Source organism: Metallosphaera yellowstonensis MK1 (assembly GCF_000243315.1).
In the GTDB taxonomy this organism is placed as follows: domain Archaea; phylum Thermoproteota; class Thermoprotei_A; order Sulfolobales; family Sulfolobaceae; genus Metallosphaera; species Metallosphaera yellowstonensis.
The window spans coordinates 436,968-450,130 of the sequence record NZ_JH597770.1 but is presented as its reverse complement, the minus strand read 5'-3'; the positions used below and the strand labels follow the sequence as shown (position 1 = coordinate 450,130).

Here is a 13,163-nt window from a genome sequence, read left to right as displayed (position 1 = left end):
CTTCCCGCACTATGAATTCGATATGGAGTCCCTGAAGGATGCGTTGGCAGTCCTTGAGGAGGTTGAGAAGTTTCTTAGTTCTTATAACCCCAAAACGGAGGAGGATAGAAAGCTACTCTACTTGCTCATCTCCAAAAATATGAGAATTGAAGCTGAGGCGTATGTAAAGTATTTAAGGATATAACACTATTGATATTTTTCGTGATATATGAAATAGAGATAGATGTCATGGGATGCAAGGGAAGAAAGGGGATATCCCCAAGCGGGCACCTATATTGCTTGTCAAGCTTCCTAGAGAACGAACTGAAGAGGATAGGATTGCCTGTCTCCTCGTTCGTAGAGATAGTCATCGACTTCCTCTCAGAAAAGACTGCATCGCACTCTGGTTACACAATCTCTAAAGTAATGACGAAGTCCTCCAGGATTCTCGACCTCTGGATAACGACAACTGAGGGATCTCGACGAGCTTTCTTAGTAGTCTCCGCCTTTAATGACGTGACCGAAGTAACCCTCTTAGAGCCCTTCTACTTCAATCAAGTGATGCAAAAAGTCCTTCTTCACGGATCGAAATTGAATATGTACGAAATTTCCATGCCGTTCCTCTATAAGTTCATCGTCTTCGAGACGTTTGATGCCTTCGGGAAGATGTCAAGGATAAGGTACCAGGGGCTCATTTCTAAGGAAGATTACAAATACATGGTAGCCGTGAGCGAAGACGAGAGAGCGCTAGTCTGGAAAGTGGATTCAACTAGCCTGAATCTAATAGGGGAGATAAGCGGACTTCGAGATAATGTACTCAGGCATTTAAACCTCTGAACATACATTCTTTGATCGCCTTGTCATGGTTGAGAGAGTGGGAGTGGAGGTTCAGCAACCTTGGTGAAATAGAGTCCTTCCTCCTGGCTATATTCTCCATTGCAGTGAAGGGCGTTTCGTTATACCTAACAGGTGAATTCATAGGTTACGCTATCCTGGCTGCCATAATAGCTGCCACCATTGCCGTGGTGCCGCACGAACTTGCCCATAGGCAGTCTGCAAGGAGATATGGATGTTACTCCAGGTTCACTCTCAACTTCACCGGCTTTCTTGCCACTACAATTATAAACCTGCTACCAGTTTTCGGGTTAGTCTTCTTCTCTGGATATACCCTCATTTCGTGTAGGTTCTTCTCCGCCGACAGAAGGGTTGAGGGAGTGACAGCTGCTGCTGGACCTGCCACTAATCTGGCAATAGCGATCTTGTTCTATCTAGGTGCCTTACTAGCTTCTAACCCTTTACTATCGTTCTTCCTCTTCCAAATATCGGCATTTAATTCTGCAGTGGCGTTCTTTAACCTGTTACCCTTCTGGGTTCTCGACGGTCTTAAGATCTTCAGGTGGAATGTGGGGGTGTGGATAGCTCTCATAGCAATTTCATTAGTGCTCATGTTCATAACGGGGGAGATCTAATATCTCCATCTCTATCAATAAGCCCACTTTCATTCTAATGTTTTTGACCCTGATCGGATTCGCAGTAGGGGAGTTTTCCTATTACACCAATACCTTCTTGTTCGCCTACCTAATCCAAGTAAACTACCTAGTCTTACACGGGGACTACATCGCTTTGATCACCTCAATTTTCGTTACCAATAATTTCACTGACTTTTTCTTCAATTTCTTCTCACTAGGAGTGTTATACTATCTCTTTGGGTCGAAGGCAGGGAAATTAGAGTACGTAATCTTTTTATTATCTGGTATGCTAGGCAATCTACTCACACTCCTGGCCTACCCGCCTCTTACAGCATCTGCAGGGGCCTCCGGAGGAATTTTTGGACTTCTCTCCTTCTATATAGTTGATGATATGGTGGAATTCCAAAGGGTCGACTGGAACGGGATCATCTTCCTGGCCATCGTTTTCGTACTAAGTGACATAATCCCCAATGTAAATATCGTTGCCCACTTAGGGGGAATTACCGGGGGAGTAATACTAGCATATCTGAGGGGATCGCTTTTAAGGAAAGCTAGATCAAGCTAGCCTTTATGAACCTATTGGAGGAGATACTGTTGGTTATTGGGGCGTTAATGTTCCCTTATGGAATATATGAGATAAGTAAAGGGGATGGAGAGCTCAAGACGAAGTTGATCCTCATCCTAATTTCGGTAGGATTATTTACTGCGGAGGTCATCCTAAGTTTCAGATGAGGATACTCATCTGCGGTACTCCAGGAGTGGGTAAGAGCTCCGTTAGTCGAGAACTTACCAGACTGTTAAACGCTGAGTACATACATGTCTCTGAGTTCGTGATTAGGAAGAGGTTATTCAAGCAGTACGATGAAATTAGGTCATCGTACGAAATAAACGATGAAGAGGTTGCGAGAGAATTGGAGAGAGAGTTGGAAGGAAAGGAGAGAGTGGTTATAGAGACCGTTTATCCCTCCCTTTTAGATAGAGCAGATAAGATCATTGTATTAAGACGAAATCCCAAGCTCTTATATCAGGAACTCTCCAGGAGAGGGTGGAGCCAATTGAAGGTTATAGAGAACGTTGAAGCGGAGGCCCTAGGTTATGTTAGTCAAGAGGCCAAGGAGTGGTTCGGCCGTACCTGTGAGATAGACACGTCGTCACGAACTCCACTGGAAACGGCCAAAATGGTGCTGGAAGGTAAGTGTGACGGCGAGATAGATTGGCTTAATGATGATGAGATCGTTAAGTTACTGTTATATTTAGATAAGATTATTAGTTAAGTCTAAGACATGTTTAATGACCTAAATGAGTTCCAACCCGTTTAGACTACAGTCACCCCAACCTACCAAGCAGCCTAGAGATCTGAGGAAGGCTCCAGCACCTCAGGTTCAGGGAGCCGATCTAAAAATACAGACGAGGATGAAGAACGTTAAATTCAAGATAGCCATACTCAGCGGGAAAGGAGGAGTTGGGAAATCCTTCGTATCCTCAAACCTCGCCATGGCATTGGCAGCAGCCAACAAGAGAGTTGGGATAGTCGACGTTGACTTCCACGGCCCCTCTGTACCAAAGATGCTAGGAGTCAGGGGGCAGATGCTCACGGCTGACGATAATGGAATCAATCCCGTTAATGGGCCCTTTGGAATAAAGGTGGTATCCATTGATTTTCTGCTCCCGAGAGACGACACCCCAGTGATCTGGAGGGGGTCAATAAAACACTCTGCCATAAGACAGTTTCTGGGCGACGTAAACTGGGGAGAACTTGATTATCTCATAATTGACATGCCCCCAGGTACTGGAGATGAGGCCTTGTCCGTGGCCCAGCTGGTTCCCAACATTACCGGCTTCATTATCGTCACAATTCCGTCTGAGGTCTCTACTTTAGCTGTGAAGAGGTCAATAAACTTCGCTAAGACCGTAAACACGAGGATATTGGGTGTAGTTGAGAACATGAGTTACTTCGTTTGCCCATCTGAAGGCAAGGCCTACTATATATTCGGGCAGGACAAGGGGAAGAAGATGGCGGAAGAGCTGGGGGTAGAACTTTTGGGCCAGGTTCCCTTAGACCCGAGGATAGCTGAATCCAACGATCTGGGTGAACCGTTTTTCCTAAAGTATCTCGAGTCTCCAGCCTCCAAGGAGTTTCTGAAGATAGCTGATAAAGTAATAAACGTAGTTGAGGGAAAGTCTAACTCTTCAGCCTGAAGTAGAACTTCTTCCTTTCATAGTCTGGATATTTCTCTATTACCCCCTGTCTGACCAGCTCGGCGAGGGTTTCCCTAAACTCGAGTGGACTGAAGGTCAATCCCTTGTCCATGAGGACGTCCCTAAGCTCGGTAGAAGCCATAGGCTTTTCCCTAAGCAACTCTACAATTTCCTCTCTAAGCCCTTTCATACCTTTAACTGAGGCCGTTTCAGTTAAAAAATTGAGGGACAGTGTTAGATAAAACTTTAAAAACAATAAAAACTAAAAGTTAAACGGTGAAACTAAATTGACAATGGAAGTCGTGGAGAAAAATTTATTACTAAAGAGGTTCTTGATGGTAGGTTACGGCTTATCTGAGGCTGACGTGGAGGCCTTTGTCAAGATCGTGAGGAGTGGAACTGGGAAGGATGTAGACTCCATAGCGGCAGAGCTAGGAATAAGCAAGAGTCGTGCTAGTCTGATCCTGAAGAAGCTATCCGATGCCGGACTTGTGGAAAAGCAGAAGAGTAGTGGTTCCAAGGGCGGAAGGCCTAAGTATGTTTACTATGTGAACAGGGGTGAAGTGATAGAGAAAATGAAGCAGAGAGCCTCAGAGCTGTGTACCGATCTGTCCTCTATAATATCCGCGCTATGAGAATTACTCCCTCTACCAATATAAAAGCCCCAAAACCTAAAAGAATACCAAAGGATATGAACCTTATGATCCTGAAGAGACCCTTCGCATATCTGTTAACGATATAGGGGAATAAGGTTATCCATATCACTATTCCTCCAAAGAAACCAGGTGCTGCAAATACCCCAACCTGTTGTATCATAAATAGACCGGTTGTAAGCCACCAGGTGATCTGAAAGGGATTTGTAAGACCCATGCTCAAGCCGGTGATGTAGTTAGCCCTAGCGGTCCTAGAGGAGGATGTGGACCTCAACACCCCAAAGGCTAGCCATATCATGAATAGACCTCCTACAACGTAGAGGAAGTATGTTATCTTCGTTGGGATAAAATGACCGAAAAATAGAGTTAGTACGAAGAAAATGAAGTCTGCGGTCATTGCACCTAAGCCTACGCTGGTTCCGTGAAGCTTAGACCTTAGCGACTCAGCCGCTATTATAGAATTGACAGGACCAGGGGGTGCAGCTATTGATAAACCCAGGGCTAGGCCAAATAACAAGCTGAAAAGCTCCATTGTGATGACTTATGCCCTGTCCTTAAAAGTTCAGGTGGAGAGGGGATATAAAGAGAATAAAAAGGGTTTTGGGAAAAAATATAAAAAGTATGGAGAAGAAATCCAATGCATGCAAGATGAGTTGAATGAAAAAGCAAAGAAAATGTATGAAAGCGGTATGTCGATCAGGGAGATCGCCAAACAACTGAACCTGAGTTACTCAAAGACCAGGAGAATACTGAAAGATAGTGGAGTTGAGTTTAGAGGAAAAACCCCTCAAGCGGTAGTGGAGAAGGTCATCGAGATGGGAAAACAGGGCTACAGTGCAAATAAGATCAGCAAGATGTTAGAACTCAACTCCAACACCGTCCTCAGAATTCTCAAGAAGCATAAACTTGTGAAGACTAAAAGGAGAATGACTCAAGACAAGATCGAGAAAATCAAAGAGATGTACATCAACGGATACTCGATTTACAGAATAGCTAAGGAATTAAGTATCTCAACCAACCTCGTTGTATATTACCTAAAGAAGTTAAACTTAAAGAACTGACTTGCGCAGATAGCTGAGACAAATACTATTTGAGCGGGGCAACTAAACGATCAACCGTAGCTGAACCTGTCCGAATGTGTGGGTCTTCTGGTCGCTCTCTACTGTTTCCGTAGAGACGTTCCTTGAATCACTTACGCATATCCCGGCCTCAAGGTAAAATGATGAGCTAATGAAGGGTTATCATGCTTTTGCTTCTGCATAGGTGCGAAACATCACAGACTTACTTTGCCTGGATTTGTGAGAAAACCTCAGTGAACTAGACGAATGCGGATAATTGATCCTTCGATTTTCACTCTCGCCTTGTCTTCTTGAACAAACTGCAGGGTTCCACAACCCCAGAGAGGAGTAATCCCACAGCCTTCTTAACCTCCATGAAGATCAGGTCCCCTGGCTTTAGGACTGTCCCACTGAAGTACAGTTCCTTGACAACTCTACACAAAACCTTACCGTTCCTCACCGGATAGTGACCCATGACAAAGGAGACGTAGAACTCCCTCAATTTGGAGAGAATCTCCTCCTCCCAGGAATCGAAGCTATCCCCTAGCGAATGGCCCTCCAAGACCTTAGCTAACCTGACTTCGAAGAGAGAGTCAGCTAGTTCCGAGTAGACCTTGAGCTCTTCATCGTGAATCTTATCACTATATTTCATGCTAAGCCTCTTGAAGATCAGCTGAAGATCCTCTACCTGTTGTTCTGCAATCCTCTCCGGTTTCTCGTCCTTTAGTTCCTTGGACAACACTTCATCTAACGTAGAAGGTCACCTCGCCCAATCCCTTCGCCCACGCAAACATGGCGTAACTGGCGTCCAGCTTCAACGGAACACCTCTCTCCAACCTGAATGTCCTGTCTATGAGGAGGAACTCCCCAGACAAATAAGGTAAAACGATTGCGGAACCGGTGAAAGGAGAAAGCCCCTGATCCAACCTGAACTCGCCAGTGACCTCCTTGACCAGTAGGGAACTCTTTCCGTGAACCGAACCAGGAATCCTTACCAGTCTCCTCACGTCAACCGTGACCTGTTCATCGACCTGCACTCCCTTCACTCCCCTAGCTTGCCTACCGGGCCACCCTGGATCCTGTAAAGAGCCCCTATAGTCAGGTACCCCATCACCAGTCACGTATTTCACTACCTCCCTCCTGTCCTCAGAGTCCATAAGTGCACATTCCCCAGAACACTCCACTAGAACGTGAAACCCTCTATTCCCAGAGAAGAACAGTCTAGGGATGAGACCAAAGTCGTCCTTCAGTATATCTGTTAACGTTGTAGCCTGCTCCAGGGCCTTCTCCAGACAGTCCTGGGTTATCTCAACGTATTCCATGCTCTCAGTGCCGTCCCTGGGACATCGATCTCCCGTCACTTCCTCCCCACAGATCGGGCAGAATACGATCCTCCTTACTTGACAGAGGTGGTCTGCATCTATGTCGAACTGAAGATCTGACCCCATCCACCCCTTCTCTTCCATGTCTCTCGCCGCAGGCCTCTGATACTTCGCAGAGGAGTAAAAGAGATGTCCCGGTATCTCCCTAGTGGCCATCTGTCTCACCTCGGCCTCGTTCTGAAGGGAGATGTGCCTTACGTAACTTCCCCCATCTAAGGGCTGATACGCGAACTCTCTCAGTTCCACGTCGAAGGGTAACATCAGTTGGGCTCTCTCGTAATACTCCTTGAGGAGCCCCCTCACTATCTTACTCGGCCCTCGGGGCAATGTAAACATCACCGTATCCTTCCTGAGGTAACTGGAACCTCAGCTTTAGGGGTAGCTGGGTGCCGAACATGAGCTCCACTACATCTGAAGAGTTCCTCATCTTAGTAGTTTTGAGGAGGTAGTCCAGACCGTAAACCGAAGAGGCGTTAGTCCCCGAAGCTTCAATTAAGTTCCCTGCGGCCTCAGAGAGCTCAACCCTGGAGACCCCTACGTCTCCTTCCACGGAGATGATGAGTTTCCCGTCCTCTGACGAGATTACTACCGACTCCCCCATGTCTGAGAGGATATCTAGGGTCTCGTTGAATGTCGAAGTGAGCATCTTCGCCTTGAATGCGAACTGGAGATTTATACCAGGATTCTTAGGTTCCTCAAGCTCGACGAGGGGAATGATGAAGGATCTCTCGAAGTCTCCCTCTATTGTCAGCTCCAGTTTCCCCTCGTTTGTGAAAAATGTTAGCCCATCGTTTTTCTTGACGTTCTTAAGTGCGTTTATGACATCCTCGAGTTTAATGCCTATGACCTCTCTCTCTCCAGACTCAAATTCCTGGAAGTAGAGTGAGGGAATGACGATGTCAACGTAAGCTACCCTAGAGGGATCCACACCACCGAGCCTGAGTCCCTCCTTAGTGGAGACCAAGGTCACCTCTGGCATGAATTCCCCCACTGTCCTGAGGATCGATGCGATGGATACCGCGTCTACTGCCTTAAACTTCATAGGTAAGTCCTTATTTGGACCAGTAAAAAATCACTGTGGTTCATGAATCTACAGCGATCGAATTGGAATAACAGTACTGACTGTGAACTTAGAACTCAAGTGGAAGTTCAGCAAGTTATTAGAACACCTTAAGTGTGGGATTAGGAAAGTCCGACAACGGCTGTGAGTCCGTAATCCCTCAGAGCCCGAATTGCAAGACAATCCAGCTGGGCTTCACGAATTGCGTAACGAGGTAGCCCTTCAGGACTGAGGAGTATGAAATAAGTGGTTGGGGAGCTGTCAGGCCTGAGGGGAAAAAGCTTGTACTTTATCTCCATGGAGTTTGACGACGTTCAATGGGCTAAAGTCTACTGTTGTTCTCCTCTGTGGCGAAATCCTCCCCACTTGCTACTATCCTCTGAACCTCGGCATAGAGCTCATCGAATCCATCTCTCTTGTTGGCCGACAGAGGAATAGGGGGCCTCTCAAGGCTCTCTATAAGAGTCTTTACCAACTCATAGGAATAATCGTCTATTACCCCCAGTGAGTCAACCAACCCCTCACCCTCACCCCACTCCAGTAGTTGGTGTAACTCCCTCTGGTTCAGGAGATCCACCTTAGAGAGGACGTTAATTTGAGGCATTCCTAGCTTGAACCTAACCGAGCTCGAGAGGAGGAGCAACGATACGTAGCTCCTGGCCTCTCTGGCTAGATAGGAGTCCAGGAGGAAGACGTTCACGCTCTTACTCTCCCCCACCAGGAGTGAGGAGAACAGCCTGCCAGTGTCCCTATAAGCGAAGAGCTCCACTTGCCCAGGCGTATCAACCAGCACATAGTTAGCCTCTATATCTCCTATTTCCCTCTTGATATCCGTAGCTTTGGTAAGGAGGAGGTCTATTGATACCACCAGGGAAGAGTTAGGACCCAATCCGTATCTCTCCATAACCTCAATGGCATCAACGTAATCCCTGACGTCGAAGTCAGGAGTATAGGGAACCCTCTCCACCGCTGGATCCATATTAATAACTGCGGTATCCATCTCTAGGTCCAAGAGGTATTGCTGAAACTCTTTCACTAGTGTCGTCTTCCCAGATCCTGCTGTACCGGTGAAAAATATGTAATACATGAGACTCGGTATTCCCTTAACCTTTAAAACTTCTCCATTCCACTCTTCTCAATGATAATAGTAGGCGGGACGTCAACTAACGGCGTTGACGGTAGGCTCTCCAAGCTAACTGGATACCCTCTGGTGAAGGTTGAGTCTAAGCTCTTCCCTGACGGGGAGTCGTACATCAGGATACCAGCCAGCTTGGACGGCGAGGAGGTTGTCCTGGTTCAGACCACACAACCTCCACAGAACAAGAACCTCCTGGAACTACTCCTGACCCTTGAGGCCATAAGAGACATGGGGGCGACGAAGATCACCGCAGTTGTCCCCTACCTTGCTTACCTGAGGCAGGACAGGAGGTTCACAGATGGAGAAGCTTTGAGTGCAAAGACTATCCTCAATCTCATCCACGCAGCTGGTGCAAACACCCTGGTGGTGGTAGAACCCCACCACAGGGAGTCCATGGACTATTTCCCAGGAGAAGTGAGGATCGTAGATCCTATTCCCTCCCTGGCCAGGGAGGCTAGAAAGAGAGTAGAGAGACCCTTCGTGCTGGCCCCAGATAGGGGAGCTCTGGAGAGGGCTGAGAGGTTGGCCAAGGAGCTTGAGACAAACTTCTCCTTCCTAGAGAAGGAGAGGGACAGGAAGACTGGAGAAGTTAGGATAAGACAGGCTGACATACCCCCCCTCAACGGTTACGACGTAATCCTGGTAGACGACATAATAAGCACTGGGGGAACCCTGGCTGAGGCGAGCAGGATTGCTTACTCCTCCGGGGCCAGAAGCGTCATAAGTGTTGCAGTCCACCTACTCCTAGTTCGGGATGCCATGAACAGGTTAAGAGAGGCCGGAATCAGAGAGGTTATAGGTACCAACACGGTCGTGCCTGAGGAGAGGGTAACACTAGTTGACGTATCCGACCAGATAGCAGTGAGATTATAAAGGGAATTGGCGTGAGGTACGCCAAGTTCAGTATGGACGACCCCTTCATCTCCATGGCAGAGGTTAGGGCACTAGTGGAGGGGGAAGTCCACTTTTTGGCTGGAGTCGCCCTCTTACCCGACGGGAGGGAGAAGATAGCCAGTAGGTCTTCCACGGTTAAGGTCTCCGGTAAGCTACTGTCTGCCTCTCACGATCCTAAGGAAGTGAACGAGGCGATCAGAGGGAGGTGCTTCTCCATCTATCCTGACGTTATCCTTGGAAGGGACAAGAACATGTTCAGGGCACTTTACTCTGAGGCCACAAAAGGTGTCGAGACCTCCAAGAGGTGCCCTAAGCTGGACCTAGTCTTCACAGACGGAGTGATAGTAGCTGGTATTAGGGAGGAGGAGAGGGACTCTAAGAGCTTAAGGGAACACTCCATGAAGCCCTTCTCCCAGTCAGGTACCATGGATCCTTTCACCTCCAGGTTAATGGTCAACTTGGCTAGGGTGAGGAAGAGGGTGTTAGACCCGTTCGTTGGTGTGGGATCTATCCTCTTGGAGAGTGCATGGATGGGACTGGACTGTGTAGGAGTTGACGTGGATCCCTCCATGGTCACCAAAGCCAAGGCGAACTTATCTCACTTTAATTATCAGTGTCACGTGATTCAGGGATCAGTGACATCGCTTAACCTGGTTGGAGGATTCCACGTAGTCACGGACCCTCCTTACGGGAGGTCGAGCAGCGCCAAGGGTGCAACCCTGAGGGAACTTTATGCAGCCTTCCTCTCTGTCTCAGCTGAGCTTATGGAACGTGGGGGGAGGTTAGTCTTCGCTTCTGACTCCAGGGAGGACTGGAGAGACGAGATAAGGTCAGCAGGGCTCAAGACAGTCTCAACTCATCTGATATACCTTCACAAGAGCCTGTCCAGGGCAATATATGTTGTTGAGAGAGGGTAGTGAAGTTAATGTTCCAGGTAATCTTCATAGGGACTGGGGGAGGTGCCCCATCAAAGAGGGGTCTCCCAGCATATCTCATGAAGAAAGATAACTTCACCGCCCTTCTGGACTGTGGGGAGGGAACTCAACTGGCCATGATTCGTAATTCCCTAAATGTGATGTCCATAAAGCTAGTGGCGATAACTCACCTCCACGCAGATCACGTGTTAGGCTTACCCCCTCTTATCCAGACTATGTCCATGTACGGGAGGAAGGAAAAGCTCTACGTGATGGGTCCTCCAGGCATCAAGGAGTTATTGGAGGAAAGCTTCGAGCTCACATTCTTCAAACCGGACTTCCCCCTGGAGTTCGTAGATGAACTAACCTTGGGAGAGATACATGTAACCCCATTCAGGACATGTCACGTGGTCCCATCCCAAGGCTATTTGATTCAAGAGAGGGACTCCTCAAATCTTGATGTAGAGAAGCTAAGGAGAGAGGGAATAAACGATTGGAGGATCATGAGGACACTAAAAGAAGGTAAGGAGGTACATTGGGAAGGAAGAACACTGAGGCCTGAGGACTACCTGATCAAGAGGAGGGGGCTCAGGATAGCCTATACTGGGGACACGAGACCCTGTAATGAGGTCATTAGGGCAGTGAGAGGGGTTGACCTCCTGCTTCACGACTCTACATTCGAGGCTGGAGTCAACGCAGGTGAGTACGGTCACTCCACCTCAGTTGAGGCCGCTGAGGTAGCTAAGGAGGCTGAGGTGAGAAGATTGGCACTCATCCACATAAGTTCAAGGTATCGTGACGCCACTGAGCTAGTAAAACAGGCCAAGAGGGTCTTTCCGATGTCGTTCGCTCCGAGTGATCTTTCCTTCCTTAACCTTCGTCAGGGATAGGGTTCTCCCAGAGGGGTCTTCCCCTGGAAGTCCTAGGAGCAAGCCAATCCACAACCTTCTCTGGCTCCTTATGGATAATCGTGAAGGTGATTGGACCCAAGGGAGACTCGTTCTCTTCGTCCACGAAAGTCAGCTTTCCCACATACGCAGCTTGCTTGTGAATCATGAAGGTCAGCCTATCTCCCTCAACGCCCCTTCTCATGTACTTCCTTGCAGCATCCAATATCCTCTCCTCCCTCAAGGCTCTATGAACCTTGGTCAGGCTTTTCAGGGTCTCAGACTCAGCAATTAGTACCTCAAATCTCCCTCCCTTCTCCCTCCTTATGGTTGTATAATCGAAGAAGTTAGCTATAGCCACTTTTACCTTATCCACGTCCTCTGAGGGTCTCAGCTCAGCAGTTACCACTACCTTGGTCAACCTATTCTCCCCAGTAGCTCCAGAACCCTCCTCCTGAATTCATCCTCGCTACTGTCATTGATCACTACGTAGTCTGCCATAGCTATTACCCCACCTATTCCCAGCGAAATCTCCTCCATATCTCTTCTTCTCAGCTCCTCGACACTAGTGGAGTCGTCAGGCCTCATCCTCCTCATGAGCCTTGCATACCTCACTGAGGGAGGAGAGTGGACTGCCACTATCACGGTATCTCCCAGCCTTGAGAACTCCTGTACCTCAGCCAGATTTCTCACTCCGTCGAAGGCTATCCTCTCCTCCCTTCCTCTCAGCTCTTCTATGCTGAGCCTAGCCACTATCCCCTCTCCGTAGATCTCCCTCATTCTCTTGGCGTAATCCATTAACCTCTCCCCTCTCCTGGCGTCCTTCTCGAATCTCTTCCTGAGAACATCGCTCATGACTATCACGTTGAACCCCCTCTCCTTAAGTACAGAGGAGAGCAGTGACTTTCCAGAGCCTGGCATTCCGGTTATGAGAAGCACTTTAATTGGAGACCACCACCAAACTCTCATGAGGGGTTAAAAAGCGTGAGGTTGTTCATTGGAATACCTGTGAAGTTCGAGGAGTGGTTACAGCGTGTCTACTCCAGGGTGGAGGCCCTGAGAGCTGACATAAAGATGGTGGAACCGAAGAACGTTCATATCACCCTGGCATTCTTAGGAGAGGTGAGGGAGGAAAAAGTTGATTTGGTCAAGGAGAGCATGAAGGAGGTTAAGTTCAGCACGTTCTCGCTCACCTTCAAGGGTCTTGGGGCCTTCCCTAGCCTATCCAGACCCAGGGTTATATGGGTAGGGATATCAAACGGTTTCAACGACCTCAAGACCTTAAGGACCTCCCTGGTGAAGTCTCTAGCGGCTAGGGGAGTGAGACCTGAGGACGGGCAATTCCAGCCCCACCTGACTATAGGGAGAGTCAAGGGACCAAAAGGGGTCTTAGAGCTCATGAAGTTAATTGAGGAGATGTTGGACATACCCTTAGGTGAGCAGGAGGTCAGGGAGGTGACATTGTTCAAGAGCGTCCTGACTCCCAAGGGTCCCATTTACGAGGAGCTCGCCTCTATCCAGGCTCACTGA

The 13,163-nt window shown here is 48.1% G+C and carries 21 protein-coding genes; 13 read left to right on the top strand and 8 right to left on the bottom strand.

What is annotated here, in order from left to right; genetic code table 11:
• Window positions 1-22 precede the first annotated feature (22 nt).
• The 7 genes from METMK1DRAFT_RS18335 to METMK1DRAFT_RS13235 are packed head-to-tail and all read left to right on the top strand — an operon-like array spanning window position 23 to window position 3,647.
• Window positions 23-184 (top strand): hypothetical protein, encoded by a 162-nt coding sequence (locus tag METMK1DRAFT_RS18335; protein WP_009075043.1) that lies wholly within the window; start codon window positions 23-25, stop codon window positions 182-184.
• Window positions 185-201: 17 nt separating this feature from the next.
• The gene (locus tag METMK1DRAFT_RS13255) at window positions 202-816 is read left to right on the top strand and encodes a hypothetical protein (RefSeq protein WP_048088025.1); all 615 of its coding nucleotides are present in this window, start codon (window positions 202-204) and stop codon (window positions 814-816) included.
• A gap of 20 nt (window positions 817-836) precedes the next feature.
• Window positions 837-1,448, top strand: a complete 612-nt coding sequence (locus tag METMK1DRAFT_RS13250; RefSeq protein WP_048088024.1) for a site-2 protease family protein — start codon at window positions 837-839, stop codon at window positions 1,446-1,448.
• A gap of 37 nt (window positions 1,449-1,485) precedes the next feature.
• A complete protein-coding gene (locus tag METMK1DRAFT_RS13245) occupies window positions 1,486-2,013 on the top strand; it encodes a rhomboid family intramembrane serine protease (RefSeq protein WP_009075036.1) in 528 nt (175 codons plus the stop codon).
• A 5-nt stretch (window positions 2,014-2,018) separates the two neighbouring features.
• Window positions 2,019-2,180, top strand: a complete 162-nt coding sequence (locus METMK1DRAFT_RS18330) for a hypothetical protein (protein ID WP_009075034.1) — start codon at window positions 2,019-2,021, stop codon at window positions 2,178-2,180.
• Window positions 2,177-2,722 carry an adenylate kinase family protein gene (locus METMK1DRAFT_RS13240; RefSeq protein ID WP_009075032.1) on the top strand — a complete coding sequence of 182 codons (546 nt, stop codon included), beginning with the start codon at window positions 2,177-2,179 and terminating at the stop codon, window positions 2,720-2,722. The genes METMK1DRAFT_RS18330 and METMK1DRAFT_RS13240 overlap by 4 nt, the downstream gene beginning before the upstream one ends.
• 25 nt (window positions 2,723-2,747) lie before the next feature.
• On the top strand, window positions 2,748-3,647 hold the full coding sequence (locus METMK1DRAFT_RS13235) for an Mrp/NBP35 family ATP-binding protein (RefSeq protein ID WP_009075030.1): 900 nt from the start codon (window positions 2,748-2,750) through the stop codon (window positions 3,645-3,647).
• Here METMK1DRAFT_RS13235 and METMK1DRAFT_RS13230 read toward each other — a convergent pair.
• Window positions 3,631-3,837, bottom strand: coding sequence for a helix-turn-helix domain-containing protein (locus METMK1DRAFT_RS13230; protein WP_009075029.1), 207 nt, complete (start codon window positions 3,835-3,837; stop codon window positions 3,631-3,633). The genes METMK1DRAFT_RS13235 and METMK1DRAFT_RS13230 overlap by 17 nt on opposite strands.
• A 97-nt stretch (window positions 3,838-3,934) precedes the next feature.
• Here METMK1DRAFT_RS13230 and METMK1DRAFT_RS13225 point away from each other — a divergent pair, with 97 nt between their 5' ends.
• On the top strand, window positions 3,935-4,282 hold the full coding sequence (locus METMK1DRAFT_RS13225; protein ID WP_048088022.1) for a helix-turn-helix domain-containing protein: 348 nt from the start codon (window positions 3,935-3,937) through the stop codon (window positions 4,280-4,282).
• Here METMK1DRAFT_RS13225 and METMK1DRAFT_RS13220 read toward each other — a convergent pair.
• Entirely contained in the window at window positions 4,263-4,832 is a 570-nt protein-coding gene (locus METMK1DRAFT_RS13220; protein ID WP_009075025.1) for a LysE family transporter, read from the bottom strand. The two genes, METMK1DRAFT_RS13225 and METMK1DRAFT_RS13220, sit on opposite strands and share 20 nt — an antisense overlap.
• Window positions 4,833-4,941: 109 nt before the next feature.
• Between METMK1DRAFT_RS13220 and cbp1 the strand changes: the two genes are divergently transcribed.
• Window positions 4,942-5,361: a CRISPR DNA repeat-binding protein Cbp1 gene (gene cbp1 / locus METMK1DRAFT_RS13215; protein WP_048088120.1), complete on the top strand. Its 420-nt coding sequence runs from the start codon at window positions 4,942-4,944 to the stop codon at window positions 5,359-5,361.
• A 289-nt stretch (window positions 5,362-5,650) separates the two neighbouring features.
• Here the strand turns inward: cbp1 and gins15 are convergent, their stop codons facing one another.
• The 4 genes from gins15 to METMK1DRAFT_RS13195 form a co-directional block, all read right to left on the bottom strand.
• Window positions 5,651-6,100, bottom strand: coding sequence for a DNA replication protein Gins15 (gene gins15, locus METMK1DRAFT_RS13210; RefSeq protein ID WP_009075022.1), 450 nt, complete (start codon window positions 6,098-6,100; stop codon window positions 5,651-5,653).
• A gap of 1 nt (window position 6,101) precedes the next feature.
• On the bottom strand, window positions 6,102-7,076 hold the full coding sequence (gene priS, locus METMK1DRAFT_RS13205; protein WP_009075020.1) for a DNA primase small subunit PriS: 975 nt from the start codon (window positions 7,074-7,076) through the stop codon (window positions 6,102-6,104).
• Window positions 7,048-7,782 carry a DNA polymerase III sliding clamp gene (locus tag METMK1DRAFT_RS13200; protein WP_009075018.1) on the bottom strand — a complete coding sequence of 245 codons (735 nt, stop codon included), beginning with the start codon at window positions 7,780-7,782 and terminating at the stop codon, window positions 7,048-7,050. Before METMK1DRAFT_RS13200 ends, priS begins: the two co-directional genes overlap by 29 nt.
• 340 nt (window positions 7,783-8,122) lie before the next feature.
• The gene (locus tag METMK1DRAFT_RS13195; RefSeq protein WP_009075011.1) at window positions 8,123-8,887 is read right to left on the bottom strand and encodes an ATP/GTP-binding protein; all 765 of its coding nucleotides are present in this window, start codon (window positions 8,885-8,887) and stop codon (window positions 8,123-8,125) included.
• Window positions 8,888-8,938: 51 nt separating this feature from the next.
• Here METMK1DRAFT_RS13195 and prs point away from each other — a divergent pair, with 51 nt between their 5' ends.
• The 3 genes from prs to rnz are packed head-to-tail and all read left to right on the top strand — an operon-like array spanning window position 8,939 to window position 11,636.
• Window positions 8,939-9,811 (top strand): ribose-phosphate diphosphokinase, encoded by an 873-nt coding sequence (prs, locus tag METMK1DRAFT_RS13190; protein ID WP_009075009.1) that lies wholly within the window; start codon window positions 8,939-8,941, stop codon window positions 9,809-9,811.
• Between the two features lie 11 nt (window positions 9,812-9,822).
• Entirely contained in the window at window positions 9,823-10,749 is a 927-nt protein-coding gene (locus METMK1DRAFT_RS13185; protein WP_009075007.1) for a TRM11 family SAM-dependent methyltransferase, read from the top strand.
• Window positions 10,750-10,757: 8 nt separating this feature from the next.
• Window positions 10,758-11,636, top strand: coding sequence for a ribonuclease Z (gene rnz / locus METMK1DRAFT_RS13180; protein WP_009075005.1), 879 nt, complete (start codon window positions 10,758-10,760; stop codon window positions 11,634-11,636).
• On the opposite strand, the gene METMK1DRAFT_RS13175 is transcribed toward rnz, so the two are convergent.
• The gene (locus METMK1DRAFT_RS13175; protein ID WP_009075004.1) at window positions 11,617-12,054 is read right to left on the bottom strand and encodes an RNA-binding domain-containing protein; all 438 of its coding nucleotides are present in this window, start codon (window positions 12,052-12,054) and stop codon (window positions 11,617-11,619) included. The genes rnz and METMK1DRAFT_RS13175 overlap by 20 nt on opposite strands.
• Window positions 12,051-12,602 (bottom strand): AAA family ATPase, encoded by a 552-nt coding sequence (locus METMK1DRAFT_RS13170; protein ID WP_009075002.1) that lies wholly within the window; start codon window positions 12,600-12,602, stop codon window positions 12,051-12,053. Before METMK1DRAFT_RS13170 ends, METMK1DRAFT_RS13175 begins: the two co-directional genes overlap by 4 nt.
• A gap of 15 nt (window positions 12,603-12,617) precedes the next feature.
• On the opposite strand from METMK1DRAFT_RS13170, the gene thpR reads away from it, so the two are divergent.
• Window positions 12,618-13,163, top strand: a complete 546-nt coding sequence (gene thpR, locus METMK1DRAFT_RS13165) for an RNA 2',3'-cyclic phosphodiesterase (protein WP_048088021.1) — start codon at window positions 12,618-12,620, stop codon at window positions 13,161-13,163.

What these genes read in the sequence shown, in the direction of transcription:
- METMK1DRAFT_RS13195 (WP_009075011.1), bottom strand. Translation starts at nt 8,887, where the DNA reads ATGTATTACATATTTTTCACCGGTACAGCAGGATCTGGGAAGACGACA.
- METMK1DRAFT_RS18335 (WP_009075043.1), top strand. Translation starts at nt 23, where the DNA reads ATGGAGTCCCTGAAGGATGCGTTGGCAGTCCTTGAGGAGGTTGAGAAG.
- METMK1DRAFT_RS13230 (WP_009075029.1), bottom strand. Translation starts at nt 3,837, where the DNA reads ATGAAAGGGCTTAGAGAGGAAATTGTAGAGTTGCTTAGGGAAAAGCCT.
- METMK1DRAFT_RS13240 (WP_009075032.1), top strand. Translation starts at nt 2,177, where the DNA reads ATGAGGATACTCATCTGCGGTACTCCAGGAGTGGGTAAGAGCTCCGTT.
- METMK1DRAFT_RS13220 (WP_009075025.1), bottom strand. Translation starts at nt 4,832, where the DNA reads ATGGAGCTTTTCAGCTTGTTATTTGGCCTAGCCCTGGGTTTATCAATA.
- cbp1 (WP_048088120.1), top strand. Translation starts at nt 4,942, where the DNA reads ATGCAAGATGAGTTGAATGAAAAAGCAAAGAAAATGTATGAAAGCGGT.
- METMK1DRAFT_RS13245 (WP_009075036.1), top strand. Translation starts at nt 1,486, where the DNA reads ATGTTTTTGACCCTGATCGGATTCGCAGTAGGGGAGTTTTCCTATTAC.
- METMK1DRAFT_RS13200 (WP_009075018.1), bottom strand. Translation starts at nt 7,782, where the DNA reads ATGAAGTTTAAGGCAGTAGACGCGGTATCCATCGCATCGATCCTCAGG.
- METMK1DRAFT_RS13170 (WP_009075002.1), bottom strand. Translation starts at nt 12,602, where the DNA reads ATGAGAGTTTGGTGGTGGTCTCCAATTAAAGTGCTTCTCATAACCGGA.
- prs (WP_009075009.1), top strand. Translation starts at nt 8,939, where the DNA reads ATGATAATAGTAGGCGGGACGTCAACTAACGGCGTTGACGGTAGGCTC.
- METMK1DRAFT_RS13235 (WP_009075030.1), top strand. Translation starts at nt 2,748, where the DNA reads ATGAGTTCCAACCCGTTTAGACTACAGTCACCCCAACCTACCAAGCAG.
- rnz (WP_009075005.1), top strand. Translation starts at nt 10,758, where the DNA reads ATGTTCCAGGTAATCTTCATAGGGACTGGGGGAGGTGCCCCATCAAAG.
- priS (WP_009075020.1), bottom strand. Translation starts at nt 7,076, where the DNA reads ATGTTTACATTGCCCCGAGGGCCGAGTAAGATAGTGAGGGGGCTCCTC.
- METMK1DRAFT_RS18330 (WP_009075034.1), top strand. Translation starts at nt 2,019, where the DNA reads ATGAACCTATTGGAGGAGATACTGTTGGTTATTGGGGCGTTAATGTTC.